This is a genomic window from Bradyrhizobium sp. F1.13.3 (genome assembly GCF_040548265.1).
Taxonomy (GTDB): Bacteria; Pseudomonadota; Alphaproteobacteria; order Rhizobiales; family Xanthobacteraceae; genus Bradyrhizobium.
This window is the reverse complement of record NZ_JBEPRI010000009.1, coordinates 186,611-203,440: the sequence shown is the minus strand read 5'-3', so window position 1 is coordinate 203,440 and position 16,830 is coordinate 186,611. Positions and strand designations below refer to the sequence as shown.

Genomic DNA, 16,830 nt, shown 5'->3' with positions numbered 1-16,830 from the left:
CTCAAATTGCGTAAAATTTTAGGATTCGCCGGCTAGCAGGGCGGCGGTTGCCGCGAAGAGCGACCAATTGCAGGCACAAGTTGTCCTGGAACTGATTCTGCGCCTTATGGCTAACGGCTCGCTATTTCACGAGTTCTGTTAGTTGGATCACAGATTTGGCTCGGTATTTGCCGCAAGGTGGTGCGGGGTACCACGAACAAAAGATGACAAAAGTATCTATTGTAGGATTTCTACAATGGAGTACACGGGGTGACTTGAAATGAGCGGAAATAAGCGCTGCTTTACTTATGAATATTTCAAAAATTACTTTGCCTTCTCTGCGGATGCCCCGCCGCGCGGGAGCATCGACCGCTTGGTGATGCGAAATCACACAAGCAATAGGTGGTTTCGCTAAGGACTTGGTAATGATATGCAAGTTTAGGCGAGCGATACTTACTTAGATTTTAACTCCTTTTTTGGTGCCCGGATTGAATTACGCTGGCAAATTTGACGCCGCGATTTCCTTGGACGGCTTGGGTTCCCGATCGCCCGCCGATGGCCATGTCGATTCCTTTATCGCGAAGGCACACGGTCACGTGCCTGATGGCGCATTCGTGGTTCCCGACCCGAACCTGATCTTCAACGGCGATTTCAAGCGCGCCGGTCTCGACCTTGTGCTGTCCCATGATGGGCACGATTTCGTCGTTCACGATTATTTCAGGGGCGACAAGCGCGCGGCGATCGCCTCACCCGACGGCGCGCACCTCACCGGGGACGTCGTCAACGCACTCACCGGCCATGTGCAATATGCGCAGACCGCTTCCGGCATTGCCGCCGCCCAGGTCATCGGCCACGTCACGAAGCTCTCCGGCAGCGCGACCGCGGTCCGCAACGGCGTCTCCGTCATCCTGAACAACGGCGACAACGTCGAGAAGGGCGACGTGGTCTCGACCGGTGGCGACTCGACGCTCGGCATCACGTTCATCGACGGCACGGTGTTCGGCCTGTCCTCTAATGCGCGGATGGTGCTGAACGAGATGGTCTACGACCCCAACGGGTCGAGCAACTCCTCGCTGCTGAGCTTGGTCGCCGGCACCATCACCTTCGTCGCCGGCGAGACCGCCAAGCACGGCGACATGAAGATCGACACGCCGGTCGCCACCATGGGCATCCGCGGCACGGCGGTGCTGACCCAGATCAACTTCGTTGTTCCCGCCGGCGGCGGCGATCCGCAGCCGCAGGCGAGCTTCCAGGTGCTGGTCGAGCCGAACGGCACCACGGGCTCCTACATCCTGTTCGACAAGGTCACGCTGCTGCCGATCGCGACAGTCAACCAGGCCGGCCAGATGATCCAGATCAGCGGCGGCAACGTCTCGATCTCCAATGCCCTGATGTCGCCGGACATTCAGAAGCTGATCACGGACGTGTTCACGCTGAAGTTCACGGACAACAACAGCAACACCAAGCTGACCCAGAACTTCACGGACTCGATCACGCAGACCGGCAACATTGTCTTCATCAAGACGGACACCGGTGCCACCGCGACCGCGACCTTCACGCATCTCCCTGAGCCGACATCGCAGGGGTCCGGCCATGATCCGTCGACCAGCACCCGCATTCCCGGCCCGCCCCTTGCGCGCAGCCTCGATCTCAACGGCAATGTGAAGAAGGCGTTCGAGCTGACCGAGCACGCCAACGCGACCGGCGACCGCGCGGACGCGTCCGGCGACACCGTGGGGCCCGACGAGATTATCTTCCGCATCACTTTCGTCGACCAAAACCTTGGCGACCGGCCGACGGTAAGCATAGACCTGGGTGACGCGCCGAACTATGTCTACAAGAACGCCGGCCAGCAGGATGTCACCGGGACGCTCTCAGCACTCCAGAAGCAGGACATCGCGGCAACGCAGGCCCAGATCAGCGTCGCCGCAGCCGCCGGTAACAACAACAACGGTTCGGCGGACCTGACCTACAGGATCCCCGACCACGTCTTCGACTTCCTCGCGGCGGGTGAAACGCTGACGCTGACCTACAAGGTCCGCGTCAACAATAATTTCTCGGTCAATCCCGAAACGTCGACCATCGACATCACCATCACGATCACCGGCACCAACGACAAGCCGGTGATCACCAGCAGCGTTCCGGTCATCATCTTCGAAGGCGGCACCAGCGTGCCGGGTGGCCCGCTCACCAGCGATGTTCCGACGACGGGCACGCTGAGTTTCGACGATGTCGATCTCACCGACAAGCATACGGTGTCGGTGGCGTTGACCAGCGCGACCCTGCCGGATGGCACCGTTCCGCCGGGGCCGCTCGCGGCGTTCCAGAGCGCGATGTCAGTCGCGATCGCGGCGGGTGCCGACAGCACCGGAGACGGTACCGGCACCATCAACTGGTCGCTGGCTGACCTGCCGGTCTATCTCGCCGACTTCATCCCCAAGGGTGAGGTGCTGACGCTGGTCTACACCGTGACGCTCAAGGATGCGCAAGGCGCCACTTCGCAGCAGACCATCACCGTCACGATCACCGGCACCGACGCTCCCGCCGTGGTGTGGATCGCGACCGACAAGCCCGGCGCTCCCTCCGGCGGCTTCTGGAAGGACGCCGCGAACTGGGCAACCGGCACGGTCCCGACCATCAATGACGACGTCATCGTTATCACCGATCAGTTGCACGGGCTGACGCCGTCCTATCCGGTGACGATCGACACCGCGGCCTACGCCAAGTCGATCACGATGAACGACTACGACACCACGGTCGGCCACACGGCGCCGGAAGTCATCAACAAGAGTGCGTTGACGATTGCGGGCGAGGTCAGCCTCAAGGCCGATTCGAAGCTCACAAATTTCGCGGCAAGTACGATCTCGGTTGGTGGCAAGGCCGAGTTCCTGGACAGTAGCGTCCTCACCAATGCCGGCTATCTGACGCTCAAGGGCGGCGGCGATTTCGCCAGCGGTACCACGATAACTAATTCCGGCACGATCGAGCTGTTCGGCGGCACGCTGACGACGCTCGCCACGATCCACAATGCCGGCGGCACGCTGAAGGCCGATGCCGGCACGACGCTGATTGTCGACAGCGCGACGGTCGACGGTGGCACCGTGACGATTCTGGGCACGCTGGAGCTCGACGGCACCAGCCTGATCGAGAACGGCACGCTGAACAATTCAGGGGCAGTCAACGTCAAGGGCACAGCGGAGTTCGCCCACGAGACCGTCTCCAACGCCTCCGGCGGCACGATCAAGGTGCTGGCGAATGGCTGGCTGACGATCGACCAGGGCTCGACAGTCGCCAACAGCGGCAACGTCACGGTCGATGCGACCGGCAAGCTGACGGTGAACGGCGCGACGATCAGCGGCGGTACGATCGACGGTCTCGGCACGATCGACGTCACTGGCGCCAGCACGATCGATGGCGGCTCCACGCTGAGCACCGCCACAGTTACTGCCAATGCCAAGCTGACGCTGGACGGCATCACGGTGTCGGGCTCCACGATCACGGACAATGCCGGCATCGAGCTCGACAACACCGTCAAGCTCAAGGACGGCGCCAGCATCCAGGGTGGCGCGGTCGCCAATATCGGCACGCTGAAGATCGCCGGCGCTGCGACGCTGCTCAACGACGTTGTGACCAATACCGGAACGCTGACGGTCGATGGCGGCCAGACGCTGAAACTGTCCGGCACGGAGATTTCGGGCGGGGCCGTCAACGGCGCCGGCACCATCGATGTCCTCGGCGCCAGCAAGATCGACGGCGGCGCCACGCTGAGCACGGCCACAGTTAGCGCCGATGCCAAGCTGACGCTGGACGGCATCACAGTGTCGGGCTCGACGATCACGGACAACGCCGGCATCGAGCTCGACAACACCGTCAAGCTCAAGGACGGCGCCAGCATCCAGGGTGGCGCGGTCGCCAATACCGGCACGCTGAAGATCGCCGGCGCCGCGACGCTGCTCAACGACGTCGTGACCAACACCGGAACGGTGACGGTCGATGGCGGCCAGACGCTGAAACTGTCAGCCACGGAGATCTCGGGCGGGGCCGTCAACGGCGCCGGCACCATCGACGTCATCGGCGCCAGCAAGATCGACGGCGGCGCCACGCTGAGCACGGCCACAGTTAGCGCCGATGCCAAGCTGACGCTGGACGGCATCACAGTGTCGGGCTCGACTATCACGAACAATGCCGGCATCGAGCTCGACAACACCGTCAAGCTCAAGGACGGCGCCAGCATCCAGGGTGGCGCGGTCGCCAATACCGGCACGCTGAAGATCGCCGGCGCTGCGACGCTGCTCAACGACGTCGTGACCAATACCGGCACGGTGACGGTCGACGCCGGCCAGACGCTGACACTGTCGGGCACGGAGATTTCGGGTGGAACCGTCAACGGCGCCGGCACAATCGACGTCACCGGCGCCAGCAAGATCGATCAATCAGCGACGCTGAGCGCGACTGCCGTGACGGTTGAGAGCGGCGTCATCCTAACGCTGGATGACGTGACTGTTGCGGGCACCGCAATCGCAAATCATGGCACGGTCAAGGTCGATGCAAGCAGCAAGCTGACATTGAACGGTGCGAGCCTGACCGGCGGCACGCTCAATGTTTCGGGCACGCTGAATTCGACCGGCGCAACTTCGATTACCGACGCCAACATCTCGAACGACTATCTGATCGAGGCAACCCTCGGCGCGTTGACGCTGTTGGCGACGACCTCCGCAACCTCGATCGCGAATGGCGGCATCCTCCGGGCCAATGGCGCCGAGCTCGACATCAACGGCGAAGTCATCGCAAACACCGGCACGCTGGCGGCGATCGATCATGGAACGCTGAAGCTGATCGGGATGACGGTGACCAATATCGGCAGCGGTAGTGTCTCGGTCGAGTCCAACTCGACACTCGATCTCCAGGGCGCCACCATCGACGGCGGTACGGTGACGATTGCCGGGACCTTGAAATCGACCGGCACGAGCGCGGTCAACAACGCCGACATCACCAACACCGGCACGATCACGGTCACCAGCGGCACGCTGATGATCGATCCCGCCACGCTTCATGCCATCACCAATCATAATCTCATTCAGGCGAACGGCGGCGTGCTCGACGTTTCCGGTGAGGATATCGCCAACACCGCGGCTCTTGAGGCGGTCAACCACGGCACGCTGAAGCTGGCAAATCTCACCGTCAGCAACACCAGTGCCGGGTCGATCACGGTCGACGGCACCTCGAAGCTCTTTCTGACCGACGTCTCGATCAACGGTGGCAGCCTGAGCAATGCCGGCAATCTCTACAGCGCTGGCGTCGATACGGTCACGGGCAGCGTCACCAATACCGGTATTATCGAGGTCCAGAGCGGCACGCTCGACCTTGCGGGCGGCATCGCCGGTTCAGGCCAGGTGATCGTCGATGTCGGCGCGACGCTGGAGTTTTCGGGCGCGACCGGTTCGATCCACATCGTCAATTCCGGCTCGATCGTGGGCGCCGGTAGCAATGCGGCGATCCACGTCCAGCAGGACACGACTGGTTCGGTGATCGACAATTCGGGCACCATCGGGCCGGCCGCCGCCTCGAGCGTGACCTCCGCGACCGATGCGATTGTCGAGATCGGTGGCAGCATCACGATCAACAACACCGGCCACATCAACGGCAATATCTCGGTCGCCACCGCGACCTTCAACAACGAGTCCGGCGGCACCTGGACGGTCGCCGGCACGAGCGTGTTCGGCAATGCGTCGACGATCCTCAATGACGGTGTCATCGATCTCCTCAACGGCGCCTCGATCTCCCTGAGTGGGCCCGGCCTCGTCAATCACAACCACATCGACAGCTGGGGCACGGCGTCGATCTCGGGCACCATCAGCAATACCGGCAGCATCGAGGTCCATGATGGCGAGCTGTCGCTGTTCGGCTCGCTGACCGGCACGGGCTCGGTCACCGTCGATGCCGGTGCGCTGCTGAAGCTGGAGGGTACGGTCGCGCAGACGATCAACCTTGCGGGCAACGGCGCCGCGCTTGAGATCGATACGGATACGTTCGGCGGCTCGATCGCGGAGCTTTCCGCGAACGACACGATCGACCTTTCGATGATCAAATACGGGCTCGGCACCAGCGCGGTCTATGTCGCCAATTCCAATCCTGCGACCGGCGGCGTGCTGACGGTAACCGATGCGGACGGCAATCACATCAGCCTGGACCTGGCCGGCGCCGACTACAGCAATGCCCATTTCGCCGGGAGTGACGTCGGCACCGGCCACACGCTGATCACGATGACCGATGACCACGCGCCGGCCTTCACCGCCGGCGGCGTGCTGGCGGGGGGCGTGTCCGAGCAGGCGGATGCCACCGGCGACTTCGCCACGTCCGATACGTCAACGCCCGCGACCGGCGCGATCGACTTCACCGACATCGACCTGACCGACCTTCCGACGGCACAGATCACCGGCCGAGCCGTGACCTCGCTTGGCGCCGATCACATCACCAATCTCACCTGTTCGCTAACGCCCGACGATATCGCGGCGCTCAAGAGCGGACTGACGCTTTTGCCGCAGGCTGGGCTGAACAATGGCACCGTCACCTGGAGCTATTCGATCGCCGACGGAGCGCTGGACTTCCTCGCCAAGGACCAGACCGCGAAGGTCGTTTCCACCATCACGATCACGGACGATTACGGCGAGACCGCCACAACCGACGTCACGATCACGGTCACCGGCAGGAACGACGCACCGACCCTGGCCGCGGTCACCACGGATCCGCTCGTCGATACGGCGATCGCCGACAGCTTCTCGGACATCACGGGAACGTTGGTCGGAACCGACGCCGACCATGGCGAGACGGCGGGGCTGACCTATGCCGTTCTGAACGCGGATAGTCACGGGACGACGGCTGGCCTGTACGGCTCGCTGACGGTCAACGAAAACGGCACCTACACCTACGTTCCCGACGCGGCTTCGATCAACGCGCTTTCGGAAGGCAATCATATCGATACGTTCACGGTGCAGACCACGGACGCGCAAGGCGCCGTCGGCACGGCGACGTTCGAGGTGAACGTAACAGGCGCCAACGACGCGCCGGTGATCACGGCCGCAAGCGGCGACAGCGCCGTCGCCACCGTGAGCGAGACCGATGCGGGGCTGGACAAGACCGGCACGCTGACGCTGTCCGATCTCGACACCGCCGATCACGTCAGCGTCGCGCGCAATGACCATGTCGACGTTTATCTCCAGGGCGATCTAAAGGCGGACGGGTTCGAAGGGTTGTGGGCCTCGGACCTGCTGAACTATTTCACCGTGCCCTCTGGCGAAATCCTGAATGGCACGGCCAACCACGCCCAGTTCACGTGGGAATTCAATTCGGGCAGCCATGCCTTCGACTTCCTCGCGGCCGGCCAGACACTCTCGCTGCAATACACGATCGTGCCGAGCGACGGGCACACGGCGACCGGCACCGGCAACGGCGTCGTCACCATTAACATAAACGGCACCAACGACGCGCCGACGCTCGACAGCACGACGCTGGCCTCGGTTACGGGCAACGAGAGCAATCCGGGCGGAGCTACGATCGTCAGCCTGTTCACGGACAAATTCCACGACGTCGACACCGGTGCAAGCTTCACCGCGGTCGCGGTGACGTCGGACACGGCCTCTGCTGCGCAGGGCATCTGGCAGTACGAGCTCCACGGCACCGATCAATGGGTCGACATCGGTTTGGTCAGCGACACGAGCGCACTGGTGCTGAGCACGGATACGCTGATCAGGTTCGTGCCAGCCGATGGCTTCACCGGGACGCCGGATGCGTTGGGCGTGCATGCCCTCGACGACACCTATACCGGTGCAATCACCGATTCTTCGTCGCCCGCGATTATCGATCTTACGGCGACGGGCACCGGCGGAACGACGCCTGTCTCGCACGACCTCACCACTATCGATACGGAAGTGACGGCGCCACCCGCCTACGGTCCTGTCATCAACACCGATCACTTCCAGGTCTCGCACAGCAACGAGCTGAACACCGACTCCATCACCCGTCTCTCAGTCGTCGACACCGATTCCGGTGCCGCGACGGACGACTTCAAGATGACCGCAGTAACCGGGCATGATCCAGATAGCAGCGTCGATCCGGGGACGGCTTGCGGCAACCTCGACGATATCAACTCGGCCCTCGCCGATGGCGTGACCTACAGTCCAGGAGCCTCCCCGCCCGACACCGACCAGATCACGCTGACGGTGACAGACAAGACCACGGGCCTGTTCGACACCGTCCACTTCATCTTCAACGAGGCCGGCGACACCAGCCAGGGCGTCAGCCTGCAAGGCACCAGCGGCAAGGACGTCATCTTCGGCACCGATACGAACGACACGCTGACCGGCGGCGACTCCAAGGATCAGTTCGTGTTCGCACCGGGCGTGCTGTACGACGATAACGGGCAACCCCTCACCGACTTCTCGCACACCATCACGGACTTCACCGAGGGCCTCGACAAGATCGACCTGCGGCAGTTCTCGAGTGTCAGCTCCACCAACAATCTCACCATCGTCCAGCAGCAGGACTCCGACGACACGCTGGTCACCTGGCAGCAGCAGGTAAATCCCCTGGAGGGCGCGCCGATCACCGAGCATGAGGCTCTGTTGCTCAAGAACGTGATCGCAGCCAGTCTCAAGGGTAGCGATTTCATCTTCCATATCACCTGATCGCGGCCGGGCCTGCCTGCTGTCGGCCCGCAGCTCGACCGCGGCAAAAATTCCATAGTCCTCCGCATTCAGGAATGGCCAATCGCGGGCCGGCGCGCCATGATCGGCGCGCACGGTATGATGCGAGGCAGGAAGTCCTACTGAAATGAAACGTCTCAAGATCCTGCGGCGGTGGTTTGCGCGCAAGTTGGGGTTTGCGCGGCTGATGTGCCTTGCGCTGCTGGTCGTATTTGCCGGCGCTCGCCTCTGGGATCCGCCGCCGATCCAGGAACTGCGGCTGCGCACCTTCGACATGTTTCAGCTGATCGATCCGCGTCACAAGACGGCGCGGCCGGTCACCATCGTCGACATCGACGACAAGAGCCTCGCCAAGCTCGGCCAGTGGCCGTGGCCACGGACGCGGATCGCCGACCTGATCCAGAATCTCACCAGTCACGGCGCGGTCGCGATCGGCTTCGACATCGTGTTCTCGGAGGCCGACCGGCTCAATCCGGATCTGGTCGCGAGCCAGATGCGCTACCTGGACGACGCCACCCGCGCCAAGTTGCGCGAGCTGCCGAGCAACGACCAGATACTCTCCGAAGCGATCAAGCGCTCGCGCGTGATCTTGGGCGAGACCGGGCAGCGGGCGATTTCGTCCGAGGTCGACAAGTCGCTGCCCTTTACTGGCGTCGCAACGGTCGGCGAAGAGGGTGCTGAGCGCTTCCTGTTCGAGTTTCCCGGGCTGTTGCGCAACGTGCCCGAGATCGAGAAGGTCGCGGCCGGCCGCGGTCTGTTCTCGATCAAGACCGAGCGCGACGGCCTGATCCGGCGCGTGCCGATGATCATGCGCGCCCAAGGCATGGTCATGCCCTCGCTCAGCCTCGAGATTTTGCGCGTCGTCACGGGCACGCCAACGCTGCTGGTTCGGACCGACAAGACCGGCGTGCGGGCCGTGCGTCTCAAGGGCGTGGAGATCCCAACCGACAGGAACGGTCAGCTCTGGGTGCATTATGCGCGGCAGGATCCCTCGATCTACGTCTCGGCGGCCGACGTGCTCGACAACACCGTTGCGCCGAACAAGATCGCCGGCAAGCTGGTGCTGGTCGGCACCTCCGCGGTCGGGCTCAACGACATCAAGACCACGCCGGTGTCCTCGACCATGCCCGGCGTCGAGATCCACGCCCAGGTGCTGGAGAGTGTGCTGAGCGGCGCGGTGATCTCCCAGCCGAATTATGCGCTCGGCGTCGAGCTGCTCGCCGCGCTCGTCATCGGCTTGCTCGTCATCATCTTCACGCCGAACCTCGGACCGGTCCGCCTCGTGCTTGCCGGCGCGACCTTCGCCGCGATCCTGATCGGAGTGTCCTGGTTCTTCTATGCGCAGCACCGCTATCTCATCGACTTCACTTATCCTCTGCTCTCGACCACGGCGATCTATTTGACGCTGATCTTTGCCAGCTTCGTGCGCGAGCAGCGGCAGCGCGTGCAGATCCGCGGCATGTTCGCGCAATACATGTCGCCGGTGCTGGTCGAGCAGCTCGCGCAGTCGCCGGAAAAGCTGGTGCTCGGCGGCGAGGAGCGCGAGATGACGATCATGTTCTCCGACGTGCGCGGCTTCACCACCATATCGGAAACCTACAAGCACGATCCGCAGGGCCTGATCGCGCTGATGAACCGCTTCCTGACCCCGCTGACCGACGTGATCATCGATCAGAAGGGCTATATCGACAAATATATGGGCGACGCCATCATGGCGTTCTGGAACGCGCCGCTCGACGATGCCGAGCACGAGGTCAACGCCTGTGAAGCGGCGATCCAGATGTTGGAGAAGATCGACGCGGTGAACAAGGACCGCGAGCAGGAAGCCATTGATGGCGGCCACGTCTACATCCCGCTCAATGTCGGTATCGGTCTCAACACCGGCATCGGCGTCGTCGGCAACATGGGCTCCGACCTGAAGAAGAACTATTCGGTGCTCGGCGACAGCGTGAACCTGGCCTCGCGCCTGGAAGGCCAGTCGAAGGAGTACGGCTTTCCCATTATCGTCGGCTCGAGAACCGCCCTCGCCGCCAAGGACAAGTTCGCGATCCTCGAACTCGACTTCATCATGGTCAAGGGCAAGACCGAGCCGGAAGTGATCTACGCCATCGCCGGCCGCGCGGACGTGATGCATTCAGGCGCCTTCCAGCGGCTGCGCAACGTCACCATCGAAATGCTCGCCTGCTATCGCAGCCGTGACTGGCAGGGCGCGCTGGACGCGATCGAACGCGGGCGCAGGAGCGAGGATGCCGACACGCTGGAAAAGCTGTTCAACCTATATGAAGTGCGCATCAAGGAATTCCAGGTCAATCCGCCGCCGGAGGGTTGGACCGGGGCCTATGCGCTGCTGACGAAGTGAGGGGGCGTTTGCTAATGGCCAAACCCTCCGTGTCGTCCCGGCGCAGGCCGGGACCCATACTCCGCAGCAGAAGTTGTTACGCCAGATCGGAGTTGGCTGTCGTCGCCGAACTCAACTCGGTGGTTATGGGTCCCGGCCCCCCGTGCGCAATTGCGCACTAGACCGAACGACAGCGGTGTTCGAACTCGCAGGCCGTCGCCTCAATAAGAGGTGTCGTCCTGGCTTTCGCCAGGACGACGGTGGTGTTTGCGGAAGTTGAGTGCCGGCCTCGGCCCTCACTCCGCCCCGATCGTCGTGAGATCCTGGAACCAGTGTTGCGCCTGCACGAACTGCTTGACCTTGGGCGACAGCGCGTGCGGATTGGTGTCGTGCACCACCCACACCAGCGTGGCGTCGTCGACGATCAGCGCGTGCGCCTGCGCCAGCAGCTCGTCCTGCTTGGTGCTGTTGAAGGTCTGCTTGGCCTCGTCGATCAGCGCGTCGACCTTCGGGTTCTTGTAGCCACCCCAGTTGACGCCGACCGGCGCGATCTGGCTCGAATGGAAGAAGCGGACGATGGCGTAGAGCGGATCGGAGGTGACATAGGCGATGTTGTTGGCGGTGATGCCGGCGTTCATCTCGTCGGCCGCACCCTTGCGCCAGTGCGTATAGAGTGTCTCGAGCTCGACGACCTTGAAATCGATATCGATGCCGATCTCCTTGAAGCTCTGCTGCAAAAATTCGTTCATCGGCAGCGACAGCATCTGGCCGGTGCCGCCCTGTGCGATGATGAAGGTCGCCTTCAGCGGCTTCGCCTTGGAGTAACCGGCTTCCTCGACCAGCTTCTTCGCCGCGGCGACATCGTATTTCAGCTCGAAGCTCGGCTTGCCGAACCAGGGGCTCGACGGATCGACCTGGCCCTTGGCGGGTTTTGCAAGCCCATTCATCAGTCCAACGACTGCCTCACGATCGATCGCGAGGTTCAGCGCCTTGCGCAGGCGGATGTCGGTCCAGGGCGAACCCGGCAGCACGCTCAGATGATAATTCCAGACATGCGGCGTGACGTTGTCGACGAGTTTCATGCCGGCGGCCTTGAGCTGCGGCACGGCATCCGGCGCCGGCGTCTCGATCAGATCGACTTGCCCGGCGAGCAGCGCATTTGTGCGCGTCAGCGCTTCCGGCATAGGCACCAGCACGAGCTTGTCGACCTTGGGAATGCGCTTCTTGTTCCAGTAATCCGGGTTCTTGGTGAGCTCGGCGAGCTCGCGCGGCACCAGCTTTGTCAATTTGAACGGGCCGGTCCCCGAGGGCTGACTGGCGAACTTGTCCCAATCCTTGCCGAGCTTTTCGTACTGCGTCGGGCTCGACACCAGGAACCACAACATCTGATAGGGAAAGAAGGAATCGACCGTCTTGGTGGTGATCTCCACCGTAGAGTCGTCGATCTTGGCGTAGCTCGCGACCGAAGGCAGGCGGGTCTTGACCTGGGCGCTCTGGCGCTTGTCGAATTGTGGCGCCTTGTCGTTGAGCACCTTGTCCAGATTCCAGATCACGGCATCAGCGTTGAACTCGCTGCCGTCGTGAAACTTCACGCCCTTGCGCAGAGTGAAGCGCCATTTGGTCTTGTTCTCGTCATCGACTTTCCACTCGGTGGCCAGTCCCGGCACCAGCTTTCCCGGCCGGTCGGCGACGTCCATCTCCCACGCCACGAGCGGATCGTAGATGGTGTAGGCCGTGAACTGGTAGGCGCCGGCGCCGCGATCGGGCTGGCCGGTGGTCAGCGGGATGTCCGCCATCGAGATGCCGTAGCGCAGCACCGTTTCGGCGCCCGCCGGAATCGCGGACAGCGCCAGTGCAAGCACGGCGAAACAGGTCGATAGTCGGATACGCATAGGCCAAAGCTCCAGGGAAGACTTCCGGGACAATCGAAGCCAAACCTGCAATCTTGATGCCAGAATAGGCACCGAGGTGCTTTCGCCGACGCGTCATCACAAGGACTTGTCGTCGCAGGGGCAATTTGCAGAAAAAGTTTCCCCATTGGCATAGCCATTGCATACGTTTGCATCAAAATTAGTCATCGAAGCCGGAAAAAGGATTGAGGCAATGCTGATCAATAAAAACAAGACCCGCGCGGCGCTGATCGCGTTGCTGGCGCTCGGCAGCGCGGCTGCGTGGCCGCGCGTCGCAAGTGCCGACACCGTGCTGCGCATCGCCATGACTGCTGCCGATATTCCGCGCACGCTGGGTCAGCCCGATCAGGGTTTTGAAGGCAACCGCTTCACCGGCCTCACCATGTACGACGCGCTCACCGGCTGGGATCTGTCCTCGGCCGACAAGGCGAGCGTGGTGATCCCCGGCCTTGCCACCGAGTGGAAGGTCGACGATGCCGACAAGACAAAATGGACTTTCAAGCTGCGGCCGGGTGTCACCTTCCATGACGGTTCGCCGTTCAACGCAGACGCCGTGGTGTGGAATGTCGAGAAGGTGCTGAAGCAGGACGCGCCGCAATTCGACGCCAGCCAGGTCGGCGTCACGGCCTCGCGCATGCCGACGCTGGCATCCGCGAAGAAGATCGACGACATGACCGTCGAGCTCACCACCAAGGAGCCCGACAGCTTCCTGCCGATCAACCTCACCAATCTCTTCATGGCGAGCCCGGCGAAGTGGCAGGCCTTCTACGACAAGGCGGAAGGTGCTGACGCCAAGGCGAAGTCGCAGGCCGCATGGACCGCGTTCGCCAAGGACTCTTCGGGCACCGGCCCGTGGAAGATGGCGGGCTTCACCCCGCGCGAACGGCTCGAGCTCATCAAGAATGCGAGCTACTGGAATAAGGACCGCGTGCCCAAGGTCGACAAGATGGTGCTCTTGCCGATGCCGGAAGCAAATGCGCGCACCGCGGCGCTGCTTTCCGGGCAGGTTGATTGGGTCGAAGCCCCGGCGCCGGACGCGTTGCCCGAATTGAAGCAGCGTGGCTTCAAGCTCTACGCCAACGAGCAGCCGCATGTCTGGCCGTGGCAGTTCTCGCGCGTCGAGGGCTCGCCCTGGAACGACATCCGCGTCCGCAAGGCCGCGAACCTCTGCGTCGATCGCGAGGGCCTCAAGGACGGCCTGCTCGCGGGGCTGATGGTGCCGGCGACCGGCACCTTCGAGCCTGGACACCCCTGGCGCGGAAAGCCGACCTTCGAGATCAAGTACGACAAGGCTGCTGCGCAGAAGCTGATGCAGGAAGCCGGATTCGGACCGAACAAGAAGCTGACGGTGAAGACCCAGACCTCGGCCTCCGGCTCGGGCCAGATGCAGCCGCTGCCGATGAACGAATATCTCCAGCAGGCACTCGCCGAATGCTATTTCGACGTGCAGCTCGACGTCATCGAGTGGAATACGCTGTTCACCAATTGGCGCCGCGGCGCCAAGGATCCCAGCGCGAACGGTTCAAACTCAACCAACGTCACCTATGCGGCGATGGATCCGTTCTTCGCGCTGGTGCGCTTCCTGCAATCGGGCATGGCCCCGCCGGTCTCGAACAATTGGGGTTTCATCAACAACCCCAAGTTCGACGAGCTGGTGAAGAAGGCGCGGCAGACCTTCGATCCAGCCGCGCGTGACGCCGCGCTCGCCGAACTGCACGCGGCCTCCGTCGACGACGCGGCCTTCCTCTACGTCGCCCACGATGTCGGCCCCCGCGCCATCAGCCCGAAGGTGACAGGCGTGGTGCAGCCAAAGAGCTGGTTCATCGACTTCTCGCTGGTGTCGATGCAGTAGTTCGCGCGCATACGCAGTGCACCCTCTCCCCTTGCGGGAGAGGGTGGCTTCGCAAAGCGAAGCCGGGTGAGGGGTTTCTCTCCGCGAGTGACCATCTCTCATTAGGAATAGCTGTACTCGCGGAAACAACCCCTCATCCGCGCTTCGCGCCACCTTCTCCCGCAAGGGGAGAAGGAAGAAAGAACTGCAGTGCTCGCCTATATCGCCAGACGCATCGTCTACGTCGTCCCGATCGTCATCAGCGTCGCGCTGGTGTGCTTTCTGCTCGTGCACATCACGCCGGGCGATCCGCTCGTCGCCGTGCTGCCGGCCGATGCCTCGCAGGAGCTCGCCGCGCAGCTCCGTACCGCCTACGGTTTCGACCGCCCGCTGCCGGTGCAGTTCGGGCTTTGGCTGCTCCGTGCGCTTCATGGCGATCTCGGCAATTCCATTGCGACCGGGCGCCCGGTGCTGGCCGAGGTCATGCGCGCGGTCAGCAACACCGTCACGCTGGCGATTGCGGCGGCCATCATCGGCTTCACCATGGGCGTCCTGCTCGGCCTGATCGCCGGCTATTTCCGCGAGACCTGGATCGACAAGCTGGCGACGTCCTTTGCCATCGCCGGCGTTTCGGTGCCGCATTACTGGCTTGGCATGGTGCTCGTCATCATCTTCTCGGTCCAGCTGAACTGGTTGCCCGCCGTCGGCGCCGGACCCGGCGGCTCGGCCGCCTGGGCCTGGGACTGGGCGCATTTGCAATACCTCGTGCTGCCGGCGATCACGACCTCGGTGATCCCGATGGGCATCGTCACCCGCACGGTGCGCGCGCTGACCGGCGACATTCTCAGCCAGGATTTCGTCGAGGCGCTGCGTGCAAAAGGCCTGCATGAGCGCGGCGTATTCCGCCACGTCATCAAGAACGCCGCGCCCACCGCGCTCGCAGTGATGGGACTTCAGCTCGGTTACATGCTCGGCGGCTCGATCCTGATCGAGACCGTGTTCTCCTGGCCGGGCTCGGGCTTTCTGCTCAATTCGGCGATCTTCCAGCGCGACCTGCCGCTGCTCCAGGGCACGATCCTGATCCTGGCGCTGTTCTTCGTCTTCCTCAATCTGCTGGTCGACATCGCGCAAGCCGCGATCGACCCACGCATCAAGCGGGGCTAGCGATGAGCGAGCTTCCGTTGTCTGTCACCAGCGATGCCGCGCTTCAGTCCGCGCCTGCGAGCAAGGCGCGCGGCTATTGGGCGACCGTCGGCCGCCGTATCCGGCGCGACAAGGTCAGCATGGTCTGCGCGCTGGTGCTGCTGCTGATCTTCCTGTCCGCGATCGTTGCGCCGTGGCTCGGTCTGGAAGATCCCTACAAGGGCTCGATGATCCGCCGCCTTCGGCACATTGGCACAACCGGCTACCCGCTCGGCACCGACGAGCTTGGCCGCGACATGCTGGCGCGACTGATCTATGGCGGCCGGCTGTCGCTCCTCATCGGCATCTTGCCTGTGATCCTCGCCTTTTGCATCGGCACCTCGCTCGGCCTCGTTGCCGGCTATGTCGGCGGCAAGCTCAACACCGCGATCATGCGTACGATCGACGTGTTCTACGCCTTTCCGTCCGTGTTGCTGGCGATCGCGATCTCCGGCGCGCTGGGCGCGGGCATCCTCAATTCCATCGTGTCGTTGACCGTCGTGTTCGTGCCGCAGATCACCCGCGTCGCCGAAAGCGTCACGACAGGCGTGCGCAACATGGACTTCGTCGACGCCGCGCGGGCCTCCGGTGCCGGTCCATTCACCATCATGCGCGTGCATATCCTCGGCAATGTGCTCGGTTCGATCTTCGTCTATGCCACCAGCCTGATCTCGGTCTCGATGATCCTTGCGGCGGGCCTGTCCTTCCTCGGCCTCGGTACCAAGCCGCCTGAGCCGGAATGGGGTTTGATGCTGAACACCTTGCGCACCGCGATCTACGTCAACCCCTGGGTCGCGGCATTGCCCGGTGCAATGATCTTCGCGGTCTCGATCTGCTTCAACCTGCTCTCGGACGGCCTGCGCAGCGCCATGGACATCAGGAACTAGC

6 protein-coding genes are annotated in these 16,830 nt (G+C 62.9%); 5 read left to right on the top strand and 1 reads right to left on the bottom strand.

The features are described 5' to 3' along the window. Nucleotides 1-575 precede the first annotated feature (575 nt). Nucleotides 576-8,663: a VCBS domain-containing protein gene (locus ABIB66_RS24435; RefSeq protein WP_354255943.1), complete on the top strand. Its 8,088-nt coding sequence runs from the start codon at nucleotides 576-578 to the stop codon at nucleotides 8,661-8,663. A gap of 145 nt (nucleotides 8,664-8,808) precedes the next feature. Beyond that, entirely contained in the window at nucleotides 8,809-11,040 is a 2,232-nt protein-coding gene (locus ABIB66_RS24430; RefSeq protein ID WP_354207684.1) for a CHASE2 domain-containing protein, read from the top strand. A gap of 275 nt (nucleotides 11,041-11,315) precedes the next feature. Here the strand turns inward: ABIB66_RS24430 and ABIB66_RS24425 are convergent, their stop codons facing one another. Continuing rightward, complete coding sequence (locus ABIB66_RS24425; protein ID WP_354060916.1) at nucleotides 11,316-12,911, bottom strand: ABC transporter substrate-binding protein; 1,596 nt, start codon at nucleotides 12,909-12,911, stop codon at nucleotides 11,316-11,318. A gap of 211 nt (nucleotides 12,912-13,122) precedes the next feature. On the opposite strand from ABIB66_RS24425, the gene ABIB66_RS24420 reads away from it, so the two are divergent. From ABIB66_RS24420 to ABIB66_RS24410, 3 genes are all read left to right on the top strand, one after another. Continuing rightward, nucleotides 13,123-14,781, top strand: a complete 1,659-nt coding sequence (locus tag ABIB66_RS24420; protein WP_354207688.1) for an ABC transporter substrate-binding protein — start codon at nucleotides 13,123-13,125, stop codon at nucleotides 14,779-14,781. Between the two features lie 189 nt (nucleotides 14,782-14,970). After that, entirely contained in the window at nucleotides 14,971-15,924 is a 954-nt protein-coding gene (locus tag ABIB66_RS24415; protein ID WP_247362906.1) for an ABC transporter permease, read from the top strand. Nucleotides 15,925-15,926: 2 nt separating this feature from the next. Further along, nucleotides 15,927-16,829, top strand: coding sequence for an ABC transporter permease (locus tag ABIB66_RS24410; RefSeq protein ID WP_275170787.1), 903 nt, complete (start codon nucleotides 15,927-15,929; stop codon nucleotides 16,827-16,829). Nucleotide 16,830 lies beyond the last annotated feature (1 nt).

Excerpts from the sequence above, each read along its gene's own strand:
- ABIB66_RS24425 (WP_354060916.1), bottom strand. The coding sequence starts at position 12,911 with ATGCGTATCCGACTATCGACCTGTTTCGCCGTGCTTGCACTGGCGCTG.
- ABIB66_RS24420 (WP_354207688.1), top strand. The coding sequence starts at position 13,123 with ATGCTGATCAATAAAAACAAGACCCGCGCGGCGCTGATCGCGTTGCTG.
- ABIB66_RS24430 (WP_354207684.1), top strand. The coding sequence starts at position 8,809 with ATGAAACGTCTCAAGATCCTGCGGCGGTGGTTTGCGCGCAAGTTGGGG.
- ABIB66_RS24410 (WP_275170787.1), top strand. The coding sequence starts at position 15,927 with ATGAGCGAGCTTCCGTTGTCTGTCACCAGCGATGCCGCGCTTCAGTCC.